A 20,654-nucleotide genomic window follows, 5' to 3' on the forward strand; every position below is an offset into this window, starting at 1 on the left:
CTCACCTCTCCCGCCTCACTCCGTTCGGCACCCTCCCCCGCAAAGGGGGGAGGGTCGAGTGTAGTCAGCCCCGCGCTTTCAGCCAGGCCTCGATCTCGCCGATCAGCGCCGCGCGGGCGCCCTCGTGCGTGACCGCCTCCACCGCCTCGCCCACGAAGGCCTGAACCAGCAGACTCTCGGCGATGGGGCGCGGCAGGCCGCGGGCCATCAGGTAAAACAGCAGATCCTCGTCCGGCGTGCCGCAGGTGGCGCCATGGCCGCAGGCGACGTCGTCGGCGAAGATCTCCAGCTCCGGCTTATTCATCATCTGCCCCTCGTCGGTGAGGAGGAGGCAGTCGGACTTCATCTTGCCGTCGGTCTTCTGGGCGACCTGCCGGACGATGATCTTGCCCTGGAACACGCCGGTGGCGTCGCCGTCGATCACCGTCTTGAACTGCTCGCGCCCGATACCGCCGACGGCGGCGTGATCAGCCAGCAGCGTCGAATCGGCGAGCTGACCCTTGCGCAGCATGGCGGCGCCATTGACCACGACGTTCGTGTCCGCGCCCGAGACCAGAACGTAGATCTGGTGGCGCGACAGCACCGCCCCGGTCACGAGGTTGACCGTCTCGACCCGGCCCTCGGCCTCGACCTTGAGCGACAGGGTCGAGAGCGCCACGGTGGCATCCCCCTCGATGTTCAGGCGGGTGTGCCGGAATGCGGCCTTGGGGCCGACGACCACGTCGAGGGCGTCGTTCGGCTGGCAGGTGAGGCCGTCCGGACCCTCATGGCTCTCGAGCAGGCTGAACTCCGCGCCCTCGCCGAGATTCACGAGCACGCGGGTCGCGGTCGAGAACGGTCTGTCGCCGGTCCCGACGAAGCGGAGATGGATCGGCTGCGCCGGCTTCGCACCGGGGGCGACCGTGATCAGCGCCCCGTCCGCCAGGAAGGCGGTGTTGAGCTGATAGATCGGGTTGTCCCGGGCCTGGGTCACCGGCCCGAGCAGCTTCAGCGCGGCGTCACCCGAAGTCATGGCCTCGGTGAGCGGAACGACCGTGACGCCCTCGGGGACCCGGTCGAGATCGGACAGCTCGCGGACGAGGTGACCGTTCACGAAGGTGAGGCGCGCCGCCTCGATCCCGGCAAAGCCCTTGCCGCGCCCGACGGCCACCCTGGCGGCGTCGAGGCTCGGCGCCTCTGAGGGCGGCGCGGCCTCGGAGATCGCGGCACGCAGGTCGGTGTACTTGAACGCCTCGACCCGGCGGCTCGGCAGGCCGGTCGCCTCGAAGAAGCGGAACGCCTCCTCGCGGCTGATCGCCGCCTCGCTGGCGAAACTCTGCCGGGCGGTCTCGAACAGCTTCGACAGGCCGGCCTCGGCGGGGGAGCGGAGGTTGGTGACGTCGGCCATGGCTCAGGCGGCCTCGCTGGTGCTGTACTCGGCGTAGCCGGACGCTTCGAGCTCAAGGGCGAGGTCCTTGCCGCCGGTCTTCACGATCCGGCCCTTCGACATGACGTGAACCACGTCCGGCACGATGTGGTTCAGGAGCCGCTGATAGTGGGTGATGACCAAGAACGACCGGCCCTGCCCGCGCAGGGCGTTCACGCCCTCGGAGACGATGCGCAGCGCGTCGATGTCGAGGCCGGAATCGGTCTCATCGAGGACGCAGAACTTCGGCTGCAGCAGCGCCATCTGAAGAATCTCCATGCGCTTCTTCTCGCCGCCGGAGAAGCCAACGTTGAGGGCGCGCTTGAGCATGTCCTTGTTGATCTCAAGCCGGTCGGCGGCGGCGTTCACCGCGCGGATGAAGTCCGGGGTCGAGATCTCACCCTCGCCGCGGGCGCGGCGCTGGGCGTTCAGGCAGGCCTTGAGGAAGGTCATGGTGCCGACGCCGGGGATTTCCAGCGGGTACTGGAAGGCCAGGAACACGCCGGCCGCGGCGCGCTCGTCCGGCTCTATCTCCAGCAGGTTGTGGCCGTCGAGCAGGATCTCGCCGTCGAGGACCTCATAGTCTGCCTTGCCGGCGATGACGTAGGACAGCGTCGACTTGCCCGAGCCGTTCGGGCCCATGATCGCGGCGACCTCGCCGTCCTTCACGGTGAGGTTCAGGCCGTTGAGGATGCGGTTGTCCTCGATCTGCACGACGAGGTTCTTGATTTCCAGCATAGTTCGTTAGTCCTGTCTGAATTCGCTAATCGTCCCGTCCCCGAGGCCTCGACGCTCACGCATCCTGGCGTGGTCATGCGCGACGCGCTCTCCTGCCCCGTGCGGGGAGGAGCCGGAGGTGGAGGTGGAGCAGAAGGCGACGCCGCGCTTTACCCGGCACCACCGCCACCCCTGCCCCTCCCCGCAAGGGGGAGGGAGGATGCACGCACCCGTTCCGAGCCCTCAGCCCACCGAGCCTTCAAGGCTGATCGAGATCAGCTTCTGGGCCTCGACGGCGAACTCCATCGGCAGCTGCTGCAGCACGTCCCGGACGAAGCCGTTGACGATCAGCGCGGTCGCCTCCTCCCCGGAGAGGCCGCGTTGCTGGCAGTAGAACATCTGCTCCTCGGAGATCTTCGAGGTCGTTGCCTCGTGCTCGAACACGGCAGAGGCGTTCTTCGACTCGATGTAGGGCACGGTGTGCGCCCCGCACTGATCGCCGATCAACAGGGAGTCGCAGTTCGTGAAGTTGCGCGCGCCCTTGGCCTTCTTGTGCGCCGAGACGAGACCCCGGTAGGTGTTCTGCGAGCGCCCGGCGGAGATACCCTTCGAGATGATCCGGCTGGTCGTGTTCTTGCCGAGATGGATCATCTTGGTGCCGGAATCGACCTGCTGCATGCCGTTCGACACCGCGATCGAGTAGAACTCGCCGCGGGACTCGTCGCCGCGCAGGATGCAGGACGGGTACTTCCAGGTGATCGCCGAGCCGGTCTCGACCTGGGTCCACGAGATCTTCGAACGGTCGCCGCGGCAGTCGCCACGCTTGGTCACGAAGTTGTAGATCCCGCCCTTGCCGTCGTTGTCGCCCGGGTACCAGTTCTGAACCGTCGAGTACTTGATCTCGGCGTCATCCAGGGCGACCAGCTCGACCACCGCGGCGTGGAGCTGATTGTCGTCGCGCTTCGGGGCGGTGCACCCCTCCAGGTACGAGACGTAGGAGCCCTTGTCGGCGATGATCAGCGTGCGCTCGAACTGACCGGTGTCGCGCTCGTTGATGCGGAAGTAGGTCGACAGCTCCATCGGGCAGCGCACGCCCGGCGGGATGTAGACGAACGAGCCGTCGGAGAAGACCGCCGAGTTCAGCGTCGCGAAGAAGTTGTCGGTTGAGGGCACAACCGTGCCCAGGTACTTCTTCACCAGCTCCGGATATTCCTGGACCGCCTCGGAGATCGGCATGAAGATCACGCCGGCCTTCGAGAGTTCCTTCTTGAAGGTGGTAGCCACCGAGACCGAGTCGAACACGGCGTCGACCGCGACCCGGCGCTCCGGCGCGATGCCTTCCAGCACCTCGACCTCACGCAGCGGGATGCCGAGCTTCTCGTAGGTCTTCAGGATCTCGGGATCGATCTCGTCGAGCGACATCGCCGCCGGGCGCTTGGGCGCCGCGTAGTAGTAGATGTCGTTGTAGTCGACCTTGTCGTAGGAGACGCGGGCCCACTCCGGCTCCTTCATGGTCAGCCAGCGCCGATAGGCGTCGAGGCGCCACTCCAGCAGCCACGCCGGCTCGTTCTTCTTGGCCGAGATGAAGCGCACGACATCCTCGGAGATGCCCTTCTCGGACTTCTCCATCTCGATGGTGGTCTCGAACCCGTACTTGTACTGGTCGAGGTCGATCGAGCGGACCCGGTCGATGGTTTCCTGCACGGCAGGCATCAGCGTCTCCTGGGCATCTCCGGCGTCAAGGGCCGGGAAGCGTGTGTCGGAAAGCGGGGGGAGCGGCGCTTAGGCCGCCTGTCCTCGTCGTCTATATAGGGGCTGCAACACCCGTTCGAAGGCGTCGAGGAAGCATGTCACATCCTCGTCCACCGTGTTCCAGCCGAGGCTGACGCGCAGCGCCCCCCCGGCGAGGTCGGGACCGACGCCCATCGCGGCCAGCGTCGCCGAGCGTGCGACCTTGCCCGACGAGCAGGCCGAGCCCGACGACAACGCCACGCCGGCGAGGTCGAAGGCGATCAGGGCCGAGGGCGCATCGAGCCCCCGGACCGAGACGCTGAGGGTGTTGGGCAGGCGTGGGGCCCCGGCGGCGAACACCACGGCGTCGGGCGCCAGGGCCCGCACACCCGCCTCGATCCGGTCACGCAGGGCTGACAAGCGCCGGGCCTCCGGGTCGAGCGATTCGCGGGCGATCCGGGCCGCCTCGCCCATGCCGACGATGGCCGGCAGGCACTCGGTGCCACAGCGCTGCCGACGCTCCTGGCCGCCGCCGCGCAGGAAGGCGCTCTCCAGGGTGACGCCATCGGCCAGCACGAGGGCACCGACGCCCTTCGGCGCCGCGAACTTGTGGCCCGACAGGGTCAGCGCGTCGAGGCCGAGTCCCGCGATGTCGAGGGCGACCTTGCCAGCCGCCTGCACGGCATCGCTGTGGACCAGCGTCCGGCCATGCGCCTGCGCCAGGGCCGCCACATCGCTCAGCGGTTGCACGGCGCCGGTCTCGTTGTTGGCCGCGTGGACCGACAACAGTACTGTCTCGCCCGCCAGGGCGGCCAAACGCGCCTCCAGCAAGGCGAGATCGATCACGCCGTCGCCGGTGACCGGCAACTGCTCCACCGCCGCCTCCGGGAAGCGATGGCCCGCAGCCACGCAGGGATGCTCCGTCGCCGTGTGCAGGAGGCGGGTCGGGGCCGGCAGGCCGCGACCGCGCAGGGCGCCCGACAGGACCGCGTTGGCCGCTTCGGTCCCGCCGCTGGTGAAGATCACCTGCTCGGGCCGCGCGTTCACCAGGGCCGCGACCTGGGCGCGGGCGGCCTCCAGGGCGGCCCGGGCCGCACGGCCCTCCGCGTGGATCGACGAGGGATTACCCGGAAGCATCAAGGCGCGCGCCACCGCGTCCGCGACGGCCGGGCGGACCGGGGCGGTGGCGTTGTAGTCGAGATAGGCGCGTGCCCGGCTCATCCGCGTTCCGTTTTGCCCATCGCCGCCACGCGTCACAATTCCTTGCCCGCGCGCCGGTTCGGCGTGCTAAGGCGCGCCGACAGAAAGAGATCCCACCGACCAGCCCGGGTCAGTGCGGCAGCCGGTGCGAACCACCGAACCGCCTTTTTAGAACTGTTCCAATCGACTAGAACTGTTCTAAGAGTGCTTTTATGGTGCGCACGCGACGAGTCAAGGCTGCCGCGCCGACCGCCGGGCGTGCGATCTCGAGAGTGAGAGACGAGCGATGCCCGAAGTCATCTTCACCGGTCCGGCCGGCCGCCTGGAAGGCCGTTACCAAGCCCCCAAGAAGCGCGGCGCACCGATCGCCATCATCCTGCACCCGCACCCCCAGTTCGGGGGTACGATGAACAATCAGATTGTGTACAACCTTTTTTACACCTTCGCCAATCGCGGCTTTGCAGCCCTGCGTTTCAATTTCCGCGGGGTTGGGCGGAGCCAGGGCGCGTTCGACCACGGCTCGGGCGAGCTGTCCGACGCCGCGGCGGCCCTCGATTGGGTGCAGTCGGTCAATCCTGAGGCGAAGTCCTGCTGGATCGCCGGCGTGTCCTTCGGCTCTTGGATCGGCATGCAGTTGCTGATGCGCCGGCCCGAGATCGAGGGCTTCATCTCGATCGCCGCCATGGCGAACCGCTACGACTTCACCTTCCTGGCCCCGTGCCCGTCATCCGGCCTGTTCGTGCACGGTTCGGAGGACCGGGTCGCCCCCGCCCGGGAGGTCATGCCGGTGATCGAGAAGGTGAAGACCCAGAAGGGCGTCATCATCGAGCACCAGATGGTCGAGGGTGCCAACCACTTCTTCGACGGCAAGGTCGAGGAGCTCACCCAGACGGTGGACACCTACCTCGACAAGCGCCTGGGCAAGCGCGAGGAGGCGGCCTGACGCAGCGCGGCCCCCGCGCCTTGACGGGGTGAGCCCCGGAGGAATACGGCGCGGGCTTCGGAATTCACGGCACACCTCCGCAGGCCTGATGTCAGAAAGCCCGTCCGACCAACCCGTGGTGCTCCTCGTGGAGGATGACGGACTGCTGCTGATGGAAGCCGCGGACACCCTGGCGGATGCCGGCTTCACCGTGGTGGAGGCGAGCCATGCGGACAAGGCGCTCAAGGTCCTGGAGAACCGCGACGATGTCGGCGTCCTGATGACGGATGTCGACATGCCGCAGGGTTCGATGGACGGTTTCGCCCTCGCCCGCCTGGTGGCGCATCGCTGGCCGTCGATCCCCGTGCTGGTGGTCTCGGGGATGGGCACACCCGGCCCGAACGACATGCCGGAGGGGGCCCGCTTCATCCCGAAGCCCTACGAGCCGACGACCCTGGTCCGCACCCTGCGCGCCTTCATCCAGCGGGCGGCCTGACGCCCGATCCACGTGGGCGGACGAGGGATCCGGGCGGTGACCCCCCGGCCGAGAGCCGTGACCGACACCGGCCGACAGGACTGTTTCGCCTTATCGGACTAGGGGTCACGAAAATCTCCGGGACCGCCCTCGCCCGCAGGGGGATTCGGCTCGGACCGTCGCCGTGATCCGGCGGAGCTCTGCGAGCATCGTAGCCCCTCCCGCGGGGGAGGAAGGACGCTTGTCAGCGCCGGCGTTCCAGAATGGACACGTAATTGGCCACCGCCGCGCCGCCCATGTTGAAGATCCCGGCGAGTTCGGCGCCGGGCACCTGCATTTCGCCGGCCACGCCCATGAGCTGCAGGCAGGCCATTACATGCATCGACACGCCGGTGGCGCCCACCGGATGGCCCTTCGCCTTCAGGCCGCCGGACGGGTTGATCGGCAGCCGGCCGCCTTTCTCGGCCAGCCCCTCGCGCACCACGCGGTACCCCTCGCCTGGGGCCGCGAGACCCATTGCCTCGTACTCGATCAGCTCGGCGATGGTGAAGCAGTCGTGGGTCTCCACGAAGGACAGGTCGTCGTTGCCGATCCCGGCTTCGGCCCGCGCCTTCTCCCAGGCGAGCCGTGCGCCCTTGAATTCCGTCGGATCGCGGCGGGACAGGGGCAGGATGTCGTTGACGTGGGCGCGGGCGCGGAAGCCGATCGCCCGCTCCAGCCCCTCGGCGGTCTCGGCATCCGCCACCACGAGGGCCGCCGCCCCGTCAGAGATCAGCGAGCAGTCGGTACGCCGGAGCGGTGCCGCCACGTAGGGATTCTTCTCCGAGACCCGATTGCAGAACTCGAAGCCAAGATCTTTTCGCAATTGCGCGTAGGGGTTGCCGACGCCGTTGCGGTGGTTCTTGGCGGCGATCCGGGCCAGCTCCGCGCTGCGGTCGCCGTAGCGCTGGAAGTAGCCCGCCGCGATCCGCCCGAACACGCCCGCGAAGCCGCCCTCGATCTCGGCCTCCTCCTTCCGGTAGGAGGCGCCGAGCAGGATATCGCCGGTCTCGGCCACGGTCTTGGCCGTCATCTTCTCGGCGCCGATTACCAGGGCGACGCGGCCCCGGCCGCTGTCGACGAAGTCGAGGGCCGCGTAGAGTGCCGCCGACCCGGTGGCGCAGGCGTTCTCCAGATGGGTCGCGGGGGCGTGGGCGAGGCCCGGCCGGTTCACCGCCACCAGCGACCCCTCGAAACCCTGCTTCGAGAAGCCGGTGTTCATCGAGCCCACATAGATCCCGTCGACCTGCGCATCGTCGATCCCGGCATGGGCCAACGCCTCGCCCGAGACCCGGGCGATCAAGCCCTCGACATCCGGCTCCTCGAGCTTGCCGAAGGGGGTGTGGGCCCAGCCCACGATGCAGGCGCGCGTCATCCGGTTCCCTCCCGAACTCTCGTCCGGACGATGGCCCCGGCGCGCCCGGCGATCAAGCCAGGTGGTTCAGCCCTCGCGCCCCTCCCCCATCAGGAAGTCGAAGTCGCAGCCCTCGGGGGCCTGGGTGACGGTGCGCCGGTAGAGCGCCTTGTAGCCCCGGGTCGGGGCCGGCGGCGGCGTGTGGCCGGCGAGCCGCCGCGCGATCTCCTCGGGATCGACCAGCAGGTCGATCCGCTTCTCGCGGATCGACAGCCGGATCCGGTCGCCGTCGCGCACCGCGGCCAGCGGCCCACCAATGGCGGATTCGGGGGCGATGTGCAGCACGATCGACCCGAAGGCCGTGCCGGACATCCGGGCGTCGGAGATGCGGACCATGTCCTTCACCCCCGCCCGGGCGAGTTTCTTGGGGATCGGCAGGTAGCCCGCCTCCGGCATCCCGGCCGCGTGCGGGCCGGCATTCTGAAGCACCAGCACGTCGTTCGGGCCCACGTCGAGGTCGGAATCGTCGATCCGCCGGCTCAGGTCCTCCAGGCCGGTGAACACCACCGCCCGCCCTTCCGATTCGAACAGCTCCGGCGTTGCGGCGGCGCGTTTGAAGATCGCGCCCTCGGGGGCGAGGTTGCCGGTGAGCGCGACCAGCCCACCCAGCGGTGAGACCGGGTTGTCGAAGGGGCGGATCACCGCGCGGTCGACCCAGCCGGCGGGCTCGTCCAGGCGCTCGGCCAGCGTCCGGCCCTCCACGTCCACGGTGTCGAGGTGGAGGAGCGGGCGCAATTCGCGCAGCAGCGCACCCATCCCGCCGGCCGCGTGGAAATCCTCCATGTAGCCCTCGCCCACCGGCTTCAGGTCGACCAGCACCGGCGTCGCGTCGGAGATCTCGTTGAAGCGCGCATAGGGGATGCGGATGCCAAGCCGTCCGGCGATCGCCGTCAGGTGGACGATGGCATTGGTCGAACCTGAGACCGCCATCAGCACCCGGATGGCGTTCTCCACCGACTTGCGGGTGATGACCTGCGCGGGCGCGATCTTCGACTGGATCAGGCGGACCGCCGCGCGGCCGGTCTCCTCGGCGGCCACCAGCCGGTCGGAATGCACCGCAGGGATCGCGGCCGTGCCGGGCAGCGACATGCCGAGCGCCTCCGCGATGCACGCCATGGTGGAGGCCGTGCCCATCACCGCGCAGGTGCCGGCGGTGACCGAGAGCCGTCCCTCGACCTCGGCGATCTCCTCCGCATCGACGGTTCCAGCCCGGTACTTTGCCCAGAAGCCCCGGCAATCCGTGCAGGCGCCGAGCCGCTGGCCCCGGTGGCGGCCGGTCGACATCGGCCCGGTCACGAGCTGGATCGCCGGGAGCCCCGCCGAGGCCGCACCCATGAGCTGGGCCGGCACGGTCTTGTCGCAGCCGCCGATCAGCACGACTGCATCCATCGGCTGGGCCTGGATCATCTCCTCCGTGTCCATGGCCATCAGGTTGCGGTACATCATGCTGGTCGGGTTGAGGAAAACCTCGCCGAGCGACACGGTCGGGAACGGCCGCGGCAGGGCGCCGGCGGCCAGGACTCCGCGGGAGACCGCCTCCACCAGCTCGGGCATGCCGCGATGGCAATTGTTGAAGCCCGACGGCGTCATGGCGATGCCGACCACCGGCTTGTCCAGCAGCCCCGGCGAGATGCCCATGGAGCGGGCGAAGGAGCGGCGCAGATAGCGGGCGAAGTCGCGGTCGCCGTAATTGGTCAGCCCGCGGTCGAGCCCGTGCGGTTCGGCGTGTCCTGGGTCATCGCTCATGCCATCGATCCCTGACTCGTGAGCTTGCGCCGGCCTCAGCGCAGGTGGAAGGCGATCCACCCGACCCCGGCGAGCACCGCAGCGGTCAGCAACCCCTGGGCGATAACGCGATAGCGGATTCTCACGCGCGGAACAGCTCCGGATGGCGCGCGCGCAGAGCCAGTACCAGGGTGAGCGTCTTGAGGTCGGTGATCTCGGCCCGGTCGGCCAGGCCAGCGAGTTCGGCGAGCGGCATCTCGACGACCCTGATGTTCTCGTGCTCGCCCGCGGCGCCGCCCCCCGCCTCGGCCCGGTCCGACCGGCGGTAAGAGGCGAGGTAGAGGTGGATCTTCTCGGTGGTCAGACTTGCGCAGGAATAGGTCGCGCCGATGAATTCGAGCGCGGTCAGGCGCAGGCCGACCTCCTCCAGGGCCTCCCGGCGGACGTTCTCCTCCGGGGTGCCGTCGTCGATCAGGCCGGCCGGGGCCTCCAGCTGGACCTGCTCGCCGGCGGCGAACAGCGGCGGCACCCGCAGCTCGCGCACCAGGGTCGCGACCCGGCGCTCGGGATCGTAGGGGAGCACGCCCACCGAGTTGCCGTGATCCTCGAACTCCCGCTCGACCACGGCGCCGTCGGCGAGGCGCACCTGCGCGATGCCGAATCGGCTCCAGCCCTCGTGCACGAAGCGGATGGTGAGGATCTCGGCTGTCATCGCATGTTCCTGTGCCTGCCCGTGCCCTCGATCACGGATGTCCCACCCCCGCCTCTGGAGGTCCTGCGCCGCAGGGCTTCAGCAGGCGCAGCGACTTTTGGGATACCGTGTATCGGGCCCTCACAGGCCCTACACGGAACCGTGTCGTCGGGTTCCGGGAACGCTGGCGCCCGCGGCCACGTTTGGTCGGGCAGCGCATGGCCACGCTTCCGCGGGACGTGCCCCGGGCGGGATCGATGCGGGCAGGACCGATCAGCGGCATCAAGGAACGGTCGACGCGCGACGCGGTCGCGATCTGGATCGCCCTTGCCCTGGCCTACTTGGTCTTCGCCGGGTCCCTGAGCGTGAACGAGGGCCTCGCCACGGTGGTCTGCGCCACCCTCGGCACGGCCTGGTGGTGGGTCGCGGGACGACGCGGCGGCGTGCGGTTCCGCTTCGACCGGGCAGCGCTCCGGCCGGTCGGGCCGGCCCTTGTCGGCATGCCCCGGCAGACCGCGCGGGTCGGACTGCATCTGATAAAGGCCCTCCTCGGCCGCGCCGAGGGCGGCGCGACCCGTGACCGGAGCGCTGCCGAGATTGCGTGGGCGACGCCGCACGGCGATACGGCTCCGGCCGCGCGCGCCGTCGGCCTGTTCGCCGCTTCCCTCGCCCCGGACAGCTACGTCCTGACCCTCGACCGCGAGCACGGGACCGTGGCGACGCACGCCCTGGGGGACTCGGCGTCATGAGCATCTGGACGGCCGCCATCCTGGGGCTGCTGCCGCCGATGGTGCTCGCGGCGGCGCTGGCGTGGCGCGGCCGGCCCGGCCAGCGCTTCGCGGCCTATCAGCTTGCCGGCAGCGTCACGGTGCTGATCCTGACGCTGATGGCCTTCGCCACCGACCAGGCCTCGATCACCGACCTCGCCCTCACCCTTGTCCTGCTCAACCTGCCCGGCACCCTGCTGCTCGCGGTCTTCCTGGAGCGCTGGATATGAGCGTCGTCATCGGCGTGCTGCTCAGCCTTGCGGTGGCGGCGACATGGCTGTCCGCCCTGGCCCTATGGCGCCTGCCCCGGGCCCTCGACCGGTTCCACGCCCTCGCCTTCCTCAACGTCACGGCCTCCGGCCTAGTCACGGTGGCGGCCTTCCTGGCCGACGGCATCTCCGGGCGCTCCCTGAAGATCCTCCTGATGATGGTGGTGTACCTATCCTGGGCGGCGGTGCTGTCGCACGTGTCCGGCCGCGCCGTGCTGATGCGCGAGGGCCGCTCGGCATGACGGTGATCCTGCCGCTCCTGTTCCTGCTGACGGCGATTTCCGGGACGGCCGTGGTGCTGGTGCGCGACCCCGTCCGGCAGGTCTTCGCCATCGCGGTCAACGGCCTCGTCCTGGCGATCCTGTTCGACGCCCTCCAGGCCCCCGACGTCGCCCTGTCGGAACTGACGGTCGGCGCGGCGGCGGTCCCGCTCCTGTTCCTCGTGGCGCTCATGGCGGTGCGGACCCAGCCCCCCGAGGAGAAACCGTGAGCCCGCGGATCCGCGTCGCACTGCTGGCCCTGGCGGGCCTGATCCTGCTGCCGTGCGCCGCCACGGTGATCGCCGGGCTGCCGCCCTTCGGCGCGACGATCGCGCAGTACGGCGAGCGCATCAACGCGATCACGCCTGAGGCGCGGCACGTCGCCAACATGGTGAGCGCCATCAACTTCGACCTGCGCGGCCTCGACACCCTCGGCGAGGAGTTCATGCTACTCGCCGCCATCACCGGCACGGTGGTGCTGCTGCGCGGCCGCCGCGGCGAGGGCAACACCGAGCACGCCATGCGCCGGCCCGGCCGCGCCGTGATCCCGCGCTCCGAGGCCGTCGTGCTCGCATGCCGGATCGCCGGGCCGCTCACCGCCCTGTTCGGGCTGTACGTGGTGGTGCACGCCACCGTGACGCCGGGCGGCGGCTTCCAGGGCGGCGTGATCCTCGCCTCCGCCACGCTGCTGATCTACCTCGGCGAGGGCTATGCCGGCTGGCGCGACGCGATCCACAGCCACTGGCTCGACGCCATGGAGGGGGGCGGCGCATTGCTCTTCGCCCTGTGCGGGCTGGCGCCGATGCTCACCGGCGCCGCCTTCATGCAGAATGTCCTGCCGCTCGGCACCTTCCGCGACCTGTTCTCCGGCGGGCTGATGCTGGTCGAGAATCTCGGCGTCGCCCTGGCGGTGACGGGCGGGTTCACGCAGCTCTTCCTGGAATTCATGGAGGAGACCCGCGCGGCGGACGAGCCCGACGAGCCAGGAGAGGAATCGGCGTGACGATGTTGCCCTACGCGGTCGCCGCGTGGCTGTTCGGGATCGGCCTCTACGGCATCGCCACCAGCCGGAACTTCATTCATCTCGTCGGCTGCCTCGGTATCTGCCAATCGGCGACCTACGTGTTGCTGCTCGGCCTCGGCTACCGCTGGGGCAGCATCGCGCCGATCTTCTACGACCACCCGCCCGGCACCCCCGCGGTCGATCCGGTGATGCAGGCGCTGGTGCTGACCGACATCGTGGTCGGGGCGACGCTCACCGCCCTCCTCCTGGTCCTGACGATTCAGGCCTACAAGCGCGGCGGAAGCCTAGACCCGGAGAAGCTCCGGCCGATGCGCGCGGGTGGTGGATCCCGGCGCAACCAGGCTTCGAGCCGCGCGGACGACGGCGCGGGGAAAACATCGTGACCGCTTTCCCCGCCGCGCTTCTGCCCCTGCCGGTCGCCCTCCCGCTCGTGGTCTGCGCGGCGCTGCTCGCCACCGCGCATCTGCTGCCGGGCCGCCTCCCCGACATCCTGGCGACGCTGGCCGCCCTCGGCGTCGCGATCCTCTGCGGGACGATCGCCCTGCACGCCGCCGACGGGCCCCTGGTGTACTGGTTCGGCGGATGGGAGCCGCGGGATGGCGTCCATCTCGGGATCGGGTTCTCGGTGGACGAGGCGAGCGGCTGGGTCGCCGCCTTCATCGGCTTGCTCTACGCCCTGACCTTCGTGTTCGCCTGGGGCTTCTTCGACCGCACGCACGGTCATTTCCAGATCCTGATGCTGCTGTTCCTGGCCGCCATGATCGGGTTCTGCTTCACCCGCGACATGTTCAACCTGTTCGTGTGGTTCGAGGTGATGAGCGTCGCCGCCTTCGCGCTCACGGCCTACCACCTTGCGGAATCGGCGCTCGCCGGCGCCATCAACTTCACGGTGGTCAACAGCCTCGCGGGTTTCCTGATGCTCGGCGGCATCGGGCTGATCTACGCCCAGACCGGCACGCTGGACTTCGAGGGCATCGCGGCTGCGGTGGCCCGGGGCGGGCGCGATCCAGTGGTGGCCGGAGCCTTCTGCCTCGTGGCGGCGGCCCTGATGATCAAGGGCGCGATCGTGCCGTTCCAGTTCTGGCTCGCTGACGCCCACGCGGTGGCGCCGAGCCCGGTTTCGGTGATCTTCTCCGGCTCGATGGTCTCGCTCGGGCTGTTCGGCCTGGCCAAGGTGAGCGCGGTCGTGTTCGGGGCCTCCGGACAGGTCCAGCACGCCCTGCCGGTGCTGCTGATCGGACTCGGCGGCGTCACCGCGCTCCTCGGCGGCTGGATGGCGCTGCTGCAGCGTCACCTCAAGCGGATGCTCGCCTTCTCGACGATCTCCCATGCCGGGATCATGCTGACCGGCATCGGCGCACTCTCGGCGGGCGGGACCGGCGGCATGCTGGTCTACGTGGTCGGACACGGGCTGGTGAAGGGCGCCCTGTTCATGATCGCCGGCATCCTGCTCGCCACGCAGGCCAGCATCGACGAGATCGCCCTGCGCGGCCTCGGGCGGGGGATCTGGCCGGCGGGGATCGCCATGGGGCTGGCCGGGCTGCTGCTCTGCGGCCTGCCGCTCGGCGTGCTCGACCAGGGCACGCGCCTCGTCCAGGGGGCGCTGGCGCAGCAGGGTCACGGGATCGCCCTGGCGGCCGGAACCATCGGTGCGGCGCTGACCGGGGCGGCGGTTCTGCGGGCGGCCGGCCGCATCTTCCTGGGCCTCGGTCCGGATCCCGGCGACGAGGCCGGGGCGCCGAGCGAGGACGAGCGCGAGAAGGCCAACCGGCCGCTCTGGCTGATGCTGGGACCGTGCTGCGTGCTGCTGGCCCTCGATATCGGGCTGCCGGCGGATCTGATCGGGCATGCCCTCCCGCGGGCGGCCTCGGCGTTCCTGCACCGCCCGGCGGTGGAGGCTCTGGCGGAGGGGCCCGCCTGGCTGCCCTGGGCCTCCCTGATCGCCGCCCTGGCGGGCGCCGGCTACGGGCTGTTCCGCAAGACCCTGCCGGCGCTGGTGGTCCGGCCGGTCAGCGTGACGCAATCGGCGCCGACGCGCGCCCTGGAGGTGCTGCACAGCGGCCTGATCGGCGATTACGCGGCGTGGCTGGCGGTCGGGGTCGCGCTGATCGCGGCGGTGCTGGCGATGGTTTGACCGGGAGTGGTGCCGCAAGAGGGATTCGAACCCCCGACCCCCTCATTACGAATGAGGTGCTCTACCAGCTGAGCTATTGCGGCCCGGGCCCCGGTGGGGCCGTGAACGGCGCGAGATCGGCTGCGCCGGACGTGGCAGGCTCTTAGCTGTCCGACCCGGGATAGGCAAGGCCGGAAGCGCCCCGAGCGGCGTCAGGCGCCCCGATCCGCCGCCAACTCGTCGCGCAGGAATGCCGCCACCTCGGCCCGGTCGACGCCCGGGGCGATGAAGCTCCGCCCGATCCCGCGGGCGAGGATGAAGGTCAGCGCGCCGTCGCGGACCTTCTTGTCCTGCGCCATGGCGTCGAGGATCGCTTCGGCGCCGCCGCATCCGCCCGGGACCGCCTGCAGGCGGGTCGGCAGGCCGGCCAGGGCGAGGTGGTTGGCGACGCGGCCCGCCTCCTGGCCGGCGCACAGCCCGAGCCGGGCCGAGAAGCGGAAGGCCAGGGCGAGCCCGATCGCCACCCCCTCCCCGTGGACCAGCCGGGCCGGGTTGTAGCCGGTCAGGCGCTCCAGGGCGTGGCCGAAGGTGTGGCCGAGATTGAGCAGCGCCCGCTCGCCGTCCTCCCGCTCGTCGCGGGTCACCACCGCCGCCTTGGCCCGGCAGCAGGACGCCACCGCCGCCTCGCGCTCCGGGCCGCCGGCGAAGATCCCGCGCCAGTTCGCCTCGCACCAGTCGAAGAAGCCGGCATCGGCGATCAGCCCGTATTTGGCGACCTCGGCGTAGCCGGCGCGCATCTCGCGCTCGGACAGGGTGTCGAGGGCCGCGGTATCGGCCAGGACCAGGCGGGGCTGGTGGAAGGCGCCGATCAGATTCTTGCCCAGGGGTGCGTTGATCCCGGTCTTGCCGCCCACCGAGGAATCGACCTGCGCGAGCAGGCTCGTCGGCACCTGCACGAAGCGGACGCCGCGCCGCAGGGTCGCGGCCGCGAAGCCGGCGAGGTCGCCCACGACGCCGCCCCCCAAGGCCACCACGAGATCGCCGCGCTCGACCTTCAGCGCCAGGAGGCCGTCGCAGACGGCCGCGTAGCCCGCGTAGGATTTCGAGCCCTCGCCGGGCGCGACCGTCACGATGCCGGCCTGGAGGCCGCTCGACTCCAGGCTCGCCCGCAGGCGGCCGGCATAGAGGGCCCCGACAGTCTCGTCCGTGACAATCGCGGCCCGGCGTCCGCCGAGCGCTGCTACAGGCGGCCCGGCGGCGTCGATCAGGCCGCGCCCGATCCGGATGTCGTAGGCGCGGCCTCCGTCGAGGGGCACGAGGACCGTCAGGGGATCGGGATGGGTCGAAAGCTCGGTCACGGACGGTCTCGCTCAATCCTACTGTGCGGCGACGGAGACGGTGCGCGCCCCGTTGAGATGGGTATCCAGGGCTTCGAGCACGTCCTGAACGACCCGGTCGTGCGAGACCTCGCGGGAGATCACCACCACGTCGGCGGCGGCGTAGACCGGGTGGCGCACCGCCATCAGGTCGCGCATGGTCGCCTCGGGATCGTCGGTCTGGAGCAGCGGCCGGTTGCCCCGCTTGCGGACCCGCCGCATCAGGACGTCGAGATCGGCCTTGAGCCAGACCGAGACCGCGGATTCCGCCACGCGCCGCCGCGTGGCCTCGCGCAGATAGGCGCCACCGCCGGTGGCGAGCACCAGGGGGCCGGCCCGGAGCAGGCGGGAGATCACCCGCTCCTCGCCATCGCGAAAACTCGGCTCGCCGTAGATCGCGAAGATATCGGGGATCGTCAGGCCGGCCGCCGCCTCGATCTCGATGTCGGCATCCTTGAAGATCAGGCCGAGGCGGCTCGCGAGGCGACGGCCCACGGTGCTCTTGCCCGCGCCCATCAGGCCGACGAGCACGATCGAGCGCGGGCCGAGCGCCCGGCGCAGCCGCGCCTCGATCGGTTCGCCACCCTCCGCCTCGTTCAACGGCTCCTGCATCGACCCCTGCACCGCATCCGTCCGGCGCCCCCAACGCCGCGCCGCCGCCCCGGGCGCACGGCCCCGGGCGATCTCGCATCCTGCGGCAGGCTCTTAGCGCGATTCAAGCGGCCAGCGAAACGCATCGCTGTGTCGTCGTGGGCCTTGTCAGCGCCTTGATCGCGTGGTGGAAACCGGGCACCCGCGTCGGCGCGAAGAGAACCGCCGCGCATCCCCATGCCCGCCGCCGATTCCCGCCGCCCGCAGCGCCCGCCCGAGGTTCGACCGACGTGCCGACCCTGTTCCGTTTCTTTGCCATCCTCGCGATCCTGGCGGGTCTCGTCTTCGCCGCGATGTTCGCACTCGCGAATTTCGTTCAGCCGACCCCCCGGGAAATGAGCGTGACCATCCCCGCCGCGAAGCTGCAGCCGGGCAGCCGTTGAGCGTGGCCGCGGGCGGCGACCCCGGTCCGACGCCCTCCCCGGAAGTCGCCGATTACCTTGACATGATGGCCGCCGAGCGGGGTGCCGGCGCCAACACGCTGGCCGCCTACCGGCGCGACCTCGACGATTACCTCGCTTACCTCGCCCGGGTCGGGATCGCGTTGGAGGAGGTGGATGCCGGCGCGCTCCGGACCTTCCTGGCCGATCTGGACACCCGCGGTCTCAAGGCCTCGTCGGCGGCGCGGCGGCTGTCCTGCGTGCGCGGTTTCCACAGGTTCCTGTATGCCGAGGGCGTCGTCGAGGCCGATCCGAGCGTCGCGGTGTCGGGGCCGCGCCGGGGCCGGGTCCTGCCGAAGATCCTGTCCGTCGCCGAGGTCGACCGGCTCCTCGCCGTCGCCCAGGCCTCCGTGGGCACCGGGGAGGCGCCGGGCCCGGCCCGGCGGGCGCGGCGGATGGTCTGCCTGCTCGAACTCCTCTACGCCACCGGCCTGCGGGTTTCCGAACTCGTCGCCCTGCCCCGGGCCGCGGGGGCGAGCCTCGAGCCATACCTGTTCATCAAGGGAAAAGGCGGCCGCGAGCGCCTCGTGCCGCTGACCGAGGCGGCCCGCGCCGCCATGTCGGCCCATCTCGCGGCCGTGCCCGAGGACTGCGCGTGGCTGTTTCCGGCGGACAGCGACAGCGGCCATCTGACCCGGCAGGCCTTCGCCCGCGACCTCAAGGCCGTGGCCCTTGAGGCCGGCTTGCGGCCCGACCGCGTCAGCCCCCACGTCCTCCGCCACGCCTTCGCCAGTCATCTCCTGCAGAACGGGGCCGATCTGCGCATCGTGCAGGAGCTGCTCGGCCACGCCGATATCTCGACGACGCAGATCTACACGCACGTCCTCGATGAGCGGCTGAAGGCAATGGTACGGGATCTGCACCCGCTGATGGACGGCTGAACGCCGGGCTACAACCATCGTGGTCGCGTTCCGCGCCGATTACGCCGATTGTACTGGTGTGGCGAACTGCATAAGAGAGGCTTTCCGCCATACCGGTACGCGAGCCCGTTATACTAGAGAGAGAGCATTCCTATGCCAGGCCCGACTGCTTTGCAGAGCGGCGCTGCGCCGAATCGAGCGGGTCACGCGACCGCCGACCAGCCTTCGACGCAGGAGCGGCAGCGTCTCGACAACCAACTGTGCTTCGCGGTCTACGCCGCCGCGCACGCCTTCGGGCGCGCCTACCGCAACCTGCTCGGCCGCCACGAACTGACGTATCCGCAATATCTGGTTCTGCTGGTGCTCTGGGAGCAGGACGGTCTCTCGGTCAAGGAGATCGGCAATCGCCTGTTCCTCGATTCCGGCACCCTGACGCCGCTGCTGAAGCGCCTCGAAGCATCGGGGCGCGTGCGCCGCGCGCGGGACCGGGCCGACGAACGTCAGGTCAGCATCTTCCTCACGCCGGCCGGCGCGAAGCTGCGCGGCCTCCTCGCCTGTATCCCCGATGATGCCGGCGGCCTGACCGGCCTCGACGCGGCGGGCCGGGAGACCCTGCTGCACGACCTCGTAACCTTGCGGATGGGCCTGCAGGCGGGCCTCATCACCGAATAGGTTGTCCTGAATGAATCCGGGGGCGGCCCTTCGGCCACCCCCGGATCGCGTCAGCCGTGAACAGGGATCAGGACTGCGTCTTGAGGTAGGCGATCACGTCGTTGATCTTCTTGTCGTCCGGGTAGCCCTGGAAGATCATCTTGGTGCCGGGCACCTTCGCCTTGGGGTTCTTCAGCCACTCGTGCAGGTTGGCCTCATCCCAGGTGATGCCGGACCCCTTCATCGCGGCGGAGTAGTTGTAGCCCTCGTAGGTGCCCGCCTTGCGGCCCACGACACCCTTCAGGTCCGGACCGACGCCGTTCTTCTGGAAGTTGTGGCACGCCTTGCAGGGCGCGAACGCCTTCTCGCCTGCGGCCGCGTCTCCGGCCTCCTGAGCCTGAGCGGAGAGCGGGATCAGCGCGGCGAGGACGGCGCCGAAAACCAGTGAACGCATGGATTTCCTCCTGTTGGCCGCCGTCGCGGCAGCACTGTGAGGCAGAGCTCGCCTGCCTGGAATAGCTCTAATTGAATCCACAGGCCCGGCGCAACGGCCAAGCCTCACGAAGCCGACCACCGAGGCCCGGGATTGGCGATCTTATCCGGCCGCCATAGGCCTTAACCCGCAGCCCGGCTCTCGGCTCCCTGCGGCACTTGGAAGCCGCATCGGGCCGCCGCGCGGGGCCTCCGTCACCCGTTCAGAGATCGGCGGGTGGGCGCCGTCTGTCTCGGCGGATGCCGGTGACGACGAAGGCCTTGTCGGCCCGGGCCTGAGCCCTGTACTCCACATAGTGCCGTGCATCCCGATGACCGATCCCTTCCGGAAAGCCTGACGCGCCTGCTCGTCGCGCCCCCGCCCGCGGCCCGGCACAGGTCGGCGCCAGCGAAGCCGGGTGCTGCGCGAGCGGATCGGCATTCCGCGCATGCGGCGCTCGAATCCGCCTTCCTGCGTGGCTTCGTGTACGGGGTATCCGGCCTCGTCTGGCTCGCCGTGCTGGTGCTGTTCGCCCGCCATTTCGCCGCTTGAGCCGCGGCCGAGGATCCGGGCGGAACGGCTCGGACCGTGTGGGTGGTCCCATTATTCGACCCGATCTTTCGGGACTTCATCAGCCAAGTTTGGTATTGAATCGATACAGGGCGCGGCCGGTATCGCCGTCCGTCGCAGGCGCCCTTTTGCGAGGAGACCGGATCATGTCGCTGACCGGGCGGTTCTGGTTTCGGAAATCCTGGACGGGGCGGCTCGTGCTGCTCGTCGAGGAGGAGCGTCCGCGGTGGTTCGGCCGCGGCGCCGGCAAGCCGCGCTGGCGCAATGCCAGGCTCCTCGACTTCGCCGAGCCCGAGTTGCGGCCGCTGATGTTGATGGAGAAGCATCATCGCGCCGGAACCGGGTCCGCTCAGGTGCGCACGCTCCGGCCCGTCCCCACGGCGCCGGATGCGCGGTCGGCCAACAGCTGAGCCGTCCGAAGGTCCACCGGTCGACGCCGTTCCCCGCGGCAGGGTGATGCGCCGGACTGACTCGAAGCCCACCTGTACGCGGTGCCCGAGCCGGACACTCCGCCATCGGTGAAGACAATGCCGCACTATTTTTTCCACACGCAGATCGGCGATGAGCGGATCAGCGACACGACCGGGATCGCGTTGCGCGATCCGGACGAGGCCTGGGAGGCGGCGCGCCGCACGATCCGCGCCGCCCTGCGGGACGGCCAGGATCAGACCCGCCTGATGGCCGCGTGCCTGGTGGTCACCGATGCGGCCGGCGACGTGGTGCTGGAATTTCCGTTCAGCGAGGCCGTCACCCTGCCGATCTCGGACGATCCCGTCCTGCACTGACGGCGGCGCAACCTGCGCCCTACATCGCGGTGGAGGCGACAGCGCGGCGGCCCAGGTTCCCGGAACCGGCACGCCGCGCTCGCTTTTGATGCGCGTC

General features: G+C 69.9%; 25 protein-coding genes and 1 tRNA gene. 15 read left to right on the forward strand and 11 right to left on the reverse strand.

What is annotated here, in order from left to right:
- Positions 1 to 64: 64 nt before the first annotated feature.
- The 4 genes from MKK69_RS24155 to MKK69_RS24170 all read right to left on the reverse strand — a co-directional run bounded on the left by MKK69_RS24155 (position 65) and on the right by MKK69_RS24170 (position 5,074).
- The gene (locus MKK69_RS24155; RefSeq protein WP_243972097.1) at positions 65 to 1,387 is read right to left on the reverse strand and encodes a SufB/SufD family protein; all 1,323 of its coding nucleotides are present in this window, start codon (positions 1,385 to 1,387) and stop codon (positions 65 to 67) included.
- Positions 1,388 to 1,390: 3 nt separating this feature from the next.
- A complete protein-coding gene (sufC, locus tag MKK69_RS24160) occupies positions 1,391 to 2,143 on the reverse strand; it encodes a Fe-S cluster assembly ATPase SufC (protein ID WP_243972099.1) in 753 nt (250 codons plus the stop codon).
- A 222-nt stretch (positions 2,144 to 2,365) separates the two neighbouring features.
- A complete protein-coding gene (gene sufB, locus MKK69_RS24165) occupies positions 2,366 to 3,835 on the reverse strand; it encodes a Fe-S cluster assembly protein SufB (protein WP_243972101.1) in 1,470 nt (489 codons plus the stop codon).
- Between the two features lie 69 nt (positions 3,836 to 3,904).
- Positions 3,905 to 5,074, reverse strand: a complete 1,170-nt coding sequence (locus MKK69_RS24170) for a cysteine desulfurase family protein (RefSeq protein ID WP_243972103.1) — start codon at positions 5,072 to 5,074, stop codon at positions 3,905 to 3,907.
- Between the two features lie 265 nt (positions 5,075 to 5,339).
- Here MKK69_RS24170 and MKK69_RS24175 point away from each other — a divergent pair, with 265 nt between their 5' ends.
- Both MKK69_RS24175 and MKK69_RS24180 read left to right on the forward strand, forming a co-directional pair.
- Positions 5,340 to 5,996, forward strand: coding sequence for an alpha/beta hydrolase (locus MKK69_RS24175; protein WP_243972104.1), 657 nt, complete (start codon positions 5,340 to 5,342; stop codon positions 5,994 to 5,996).
- Positions 5,997 to 6,084: 88 nt separating this feature from the next.
- Positions 6,085 to 6,471 (forward strand): response regulator, encoded by a 387-nt coding sequence (locus MKK69_RS24180; protein ID WP_243972105.1) that lies wholly within the window; start codon positions 6,085 to 6,087, stop codon positions 6,469 to 6,471.
- Positions 6,472 to 6,694: 223 nt separating this feature from the next.
- Here the strand turns inward: MKK69_RS24180 and MKK69_RS24185 are convergent, their stop codons facing one another.
- The 3 genes from MKK69_RS24185 to MKK69_RS24195 form a co-directional block, all read right to left on the reverse strand.
- Positions 6,695 to 7,864 carry an acetyl-CoA acetyltransferase gene (locus MKK69_RS24185; RefSeq protein WP_243972107.1) on the reverse strand — a complete coding sequence of 390 codons (1,170 nt, stop codon included), beginning with the start codon at positions 7,862 to 7,864 and terminating at the stop codon, positions 6,695 to 6,697.
- A gap of 66 nt (positions 7,865 to 7,930) precedes the next feature.
- On the reverse strand, positions 7,931 to 9,649 hold the full coding sequence (locus MKK69_RS24190) for an IlvD/Edd family dehydratase (protein ID WP_243972108.1): 1,719 nt from the start codon (positions 9,647 to 9,649) through the stop codon (positions 7,931 to 7,933).
- 121 nt (positions 9,650 to 9,770) lie between these two features.
- On the reverse strand, positions 9,771 to 10,340 hold the full coding sequence (locus tag MKK69_RS24195) for an NUDIX domain-containing protein (RefSeq protein WP_243972109.1): 570 nt from the start codon (positions 10,338 to 10,340) through the stop codon (positions 9,771 to 9,773).
- Between the two features lie 197 nt (positions 10,341 to 10,537).
- On the opposite strand from MKK69_RS24195, the gene MKK69_RS24200 reads away from it, so the two are divergent.
- Genes MKK69_RS24200 through MKK69_RS24230 form a run of 7 tightly spaced genes read left to right on the forward strand, consistent with a single transcriptional unit; the run spans position 10,538 to position 14,773 of the window.
- Positions 10,538 to 11,068, forward strand: coding sequence for a hypothetical protein (locus MKK69_RS24200; RefSeq protein WP_243972111.1), 531 nt, complete (start codon positions 10,538 to 10,540; stop codon positions 11,066 to 11,068).
- A complete protein-coding gene (locus tag MKK69_RS24205) occupies positions 11,065 to 11,316 on the forward strand; it encodes a monovalent cation/H+ antiporter complex subunit F (protein ID WP_243972113.1) in 252 nt (83 codons plus the stop codon). Before MKK69_RS24200 ends, MKK69_RS24205 begins: the two co-directional genes overlap by 4 nt.
- On the forward strand, positions 11,313 to 11,597 hold the full coding sequence (locus MKK69_RS24210; RefSeq protein WP_243972115.1) for a monovalent cation/H(+) antiporter subunit G: 285 nt from the start codon (positions 11,313 to 11,315) through the stop codon (positions 11,595 to 11,597). The genes MKK69_RS24205 and MKK69_RS24210 overlap by 4 nt, the downstream gene beginning before the upstream one ends.
- Positions 11,594 to 11,845 carry a Na(+)/H(+) antiporter subunit B gene (locus tag MKK69_RS24215; RefSeq protein ID WP_243972117.1) on the forward strand — a complete coding sequence of 84 codons (252 nt, stop codon included), beginning with the start codon at positions 11,594 to 11,596 and terminating at the stop codon, positions 11,843 to 11,845. Before MKK69_RS24210 ends, MKK69_RS24215 begins: the two co-directional genes overlap by 4 nt.
- Positions 11,842 to 12,618, forward strand: a complete 777-nt coding sequence (locus tag MKK69_RS24220; RefSeq protein ID WP_243972118.1) for an MnhB domain-containing protein — start codon at positions 11,842 to 11,844, stop codon at positions 12,616 to 12,618. The genes MKK69_RS24215 and MKK69_RS24220 overlap by 4 nt, the downstream gene beginning before the upstream one ends.
- 2 nt (positions 12,619 to 12,620) lie before the next feature.
- A complete protein-coding gene (locus MKK69_RS24225) occupies positions 12,621 to 13,022 on the forward strand; it encodes a sodium:proton antiporter (protein ID WP_243972296.1) in 402 nt (133 codons plus the stop codon).
- Positions 13,019 to 14,773: a complex I subunit 5 family protein gene (locus tag MKK69_RS24230; RefSeq protein ID WP_243972120.1), complete on the forward strand. Its 1,755-nt coding sequence runs from the start codon at positions 13,019 to 13,021 to the stop codon at positions 14,771 to 14,773. Before MKK69_RS24225 ends, MKK69_RS24230 begins: the two co-directional genes overlap by 4 nt.
- 7 nt (positions 14,774 to 14,780) lie before the next feature.
- On the opposite strand, the gene MKK69_RS24235 is transcribed toward MKK69_RS24230, so the two are convergent.
- The 3 genes from MKK69_RS24235 to MKK69_RS24245 all read right to left on the reverse strand — a co-directional run bounded on the left by MKK69_RS24235 (position 14,781) and on the right by MKK69_RS24245 (position 16,740).
- Positions 14,781 to 14,856 (reverse strand) — tRNA-Thr (locus MKK69_RS24235).
- 108 nt (positions 14,857 to 14,964) lie between these two features.
- Entirely contained in the window at positions 14,965 to 16,110 is a 1,146-nt protein-coding gene (gene aroB / locus MKK69_RS24240; protein WP_243972122.1) for a 3-dehydroquinate synthase, read from the reverse strand.
- Between the two features lie 18 nt (positions 16,111 to 16,128).
- Positions 16,129 to 16,740, reverse strand: coding sequence for a shikimate kinase (locus tag MKK69_RS24245; protein WP_243972123.1), 612 nt, complete (start codon positions 16,738 to 16,740; stop codon positions 16,129 to 16,131).
- 269 nt (positions 16,741 to 17,009) lie between these two features.
- On the opposite strand from MKK69_RS24245, the gene MKK69_RS24250 reads away from it, so the two are divergent.
- From MKK69_RS24250 to MKK69_RS24260, 3 genes are all read left to right on the forward strand, one after another.
- Positions 17,010 to 17,162: a histidine kinase gene (locus MKK69_RS24250; RefSeq protein WP_243972125.1), complete on the forward strand. Its 153-nt coding sequence runs from the start codon at positions 17,010 to 17,012 to the stop codon at positions 17,160 to 17,162.
- 2 nt (positions 17,163 to 17,164) lie between these two features.
- Positions 17,165 to 18,100 carry a site-specific tyrosine recombinase XerD gene (locus MKK69_RS24255; RefSeq protein ID WP_313900881.1) on the forward strand — a complete coding sequence of 312 codons (936 nt, stop codon included), beginning with the start codon at positions 17,165 to 17,167 and terminating at the stop codon, positions 18,098 to 18,100.
- Positions 18,101 to 18,232: 132 nt separating this feature from the next.
- Positions 18,233 to 18,751: a MarR family winged helix-turn-helix transcriptional regulator gene (locus MKK69_RS24260; RefSeq protein WP_243972129.1), complete on the forward strand. Its 519-nt coding sequence runs from the start codon at positions 18,233 to 18,235 to the stop codon at positions 18,749 to 18,751.
- Positions 18,752 to 18,818: 67 nt separating this feature from the next.
- On the opposite strand, the gene MKK69_RS24265 is transcribed toward MKK69_RS24260, so the two are convergent.
- Positions 18,819 to 19,184 (reverse strand): c-type cytochrome, encoded by a 366-nt coding sequence (locus tag MKK69_RS24265; protein ID WP_243972131.1) that lies wholly within the window; start codon positions 19,182 to 19,184, stop codon positions 18,819 to 18,821.
- A gap of 339 nt (positions 19,185 to 19,523) precedes the next feature.
- On the opposite strand from MKK69_RS24265, the gene MKK69_RS24270 reads away from it, so the two are divergent.
- The 3 genes from MKK69_RS24270 to MKK69_RS24280 all read left to right on the forward strand — a co-directional run bounded on the left by MKK69_RS24270 (position 19,524) and on the right by MKK69_RS24280 (position 20,557).
- The gene (locus MKK69_RS24270) at positions 19,524 to 19,754 is read left to right on the forward strand and encodes a hypothetical protein (RefSeq protein ID WP_243972133.1); all 231 of its coding nucleotides are present in this window, start codon (positions 19,524 to 19,526) and stop codon (positions 19,752 to 19,754) included.
- Positions 19,755 to 19,918: 164 nt separating this feature from the next.
- Positions 19,919 to 20,182 carry a hypothetical protein gene (locus tag MKK69_RS24275; protein ID WP_243972135.1) on the forward strand — a complete coding sequence of 88 codons (264 nt, stop codon included), beginning with the start codon at positions 19,919 to 19,921 and terminating at the stop codon, positions 20,180 to 20,182.
- Between the two features lie 117 nt (positions 20,183 to 20,299).
- Positions 20,300 to 20,557 carry a DUF6894 family protein gene (locus tag MKK69_RS24280; protein WP_243972137.1) on the forward strand — a complete coding sequence of 86 codons (258 nt, stop codon included), beginning with the start codon at positions 20,300 to 20,302 and terminating at the stop codon, positions 20,555 to 20,557.
- Positions 20,558 to 20,654 lie beyond the last annotated feature (97 nt).

The organism is Methylobacterium sp. J-026, assembly GCF_022829585.1.
Classification (GTDB): domain Bacteria; phylum Pseudomonadota; class Alphaproteobacteria; order Rhizobiales; family Beijerinckiaceae; genus Methylobacterium.

Bases quoted from the DNA above. Each gene is read 5' to 3' on its own strand.
- sufC (WP_243972099.1), bottom strand. From the start codon at position 2,143: ATGCTGGAAATCAAGAACCTCGTCGTGCAGATCGAGGACAACCGCATC.
- MKK69_RS24180 (WP_243972105.1), top strand. From the start codon at position 6,085: ATGTCAGAAAGCCCGTCCGACCAACCCGTGGTGCTCCTCGTGGAGGAT.
- MKK69_RS24280 (WP_243972137.1), top strand. From the start codon at position 20,300: ATGCCGCACTATTTTTTCCACACGCAGATCGGCGATGAGCGGATCAGC.
- MKK69_RS24210 (WP_243972115.1), top strand. From the start codon at position 11,313: ATGAGCGTCGTCATCGGCGTGCTGCTCAGCCTTGCGGTGGCGGCGACA.
- MKK69_RS24185 (WP_243972107.1), bottom strand. From the start codon at position 7,864: ATGACGCGCGCCTGCATCGTGGGCTGGGCCCACACCCCCTTCGGCAAG.
- MKK69_RS24155 (WP_243972097.1), bottom strand. From the start codon at position 1,387: ATGGCCGACGTCACCAACCTCCGCTCCCCCGCCGAGGCCGGCCTGTCG.
- MKK69_RS24265 (WP_243972131.1), bottom strand. From the start codon at position 19,184: ATGCGTTCACTGGTTTTCGGCGCCGTCCTCGCCGCGCTGATCCCGCTC.
- MKK69_RS24215 (WP_243972117.1), top strand. From the start codon at position 11,594: ATGACGGTGATCCTGCCGCTCCTGTTCCTGCTGACGGCGATTTCCGGG.
- MKK69_RS24225 (WP_243972296.1), top strand. From the start codon at position 12,621: ATGTTGCCCTACGCGGTCGCCGCGTGGCTGTTCGGGATCGGCCTCTAC.
- MKK69_RS24205 (WP_243972113.1), top strand. From the start codon at position 11,065: ATGAGCATCTGGACGGCCGCCATCCTGGGGCTGCTGCCGCCGATGGTG.
- MKK69_RS24195 (WP_243972109.1), bottom strand. From the start codon at position 10,340: ATGACAGCCGAGATCCTCACCATCCGCTTCGTGCACGAGGGCTGGAGC.
- MKK69_RS24170 (WP_243972103.1), bottom strand. From the start codon at position 5,074: ATGAGCCGGGCACGCGCCTATCTCGACTACAACGCCACCGCCCCGGTC.
- sufB (WP_243972101.1), bottom strand. From the start codon at position 3,835: ATGCCTGCCGTGCAGGAAACCATCGACCGGGTCCGCTCGATCGACCTC.
- MKK69_RS24245 (WP_243972123.1), bottom strand. From the start codon at position 16,740: ATGCAGGAGCCGTTGAACGAGGCGGAGGGTGGCGAACCGATCGAGGCG.
- MKK69_RS24200 (WP_243972111.1), top strand. From the start codon at position 10,538: ATGGCCACGCTTCCGCGGGACGTGCCCCGGGCGGGATCGATGCGGGCA.
- MKK69_RS24175 (WP_243972104.1), top strand. From the start codon at position 5,340: ATGCCCGAAGTCATCTTCACCGGTCCGGCCGGCCGCCTGGAAGGCCGT.
- MKK69_RS24190 (WP_243972108.1), bottom strand. From the start codon at position 9,649: ATGAGCGATGACCCAGGACACGCCGAACCGCACGGGCTCGACCGCGGG.
- MKK69_RS24275 (WP_243972135.1), top strand. From the start codon at position 19,919: ATGTCGCTGACCGGGCGGTTCTGGTTTCGGAAATCCTGGACGGGGCGG.
- MKK69_RS24260 (WP_243972129.1), top strand. From the start codon at position 18,233: ATGCCAGGCCCGACTGCTTTGCAGAGCGGCGCTGCGCCGAATCGAGCG.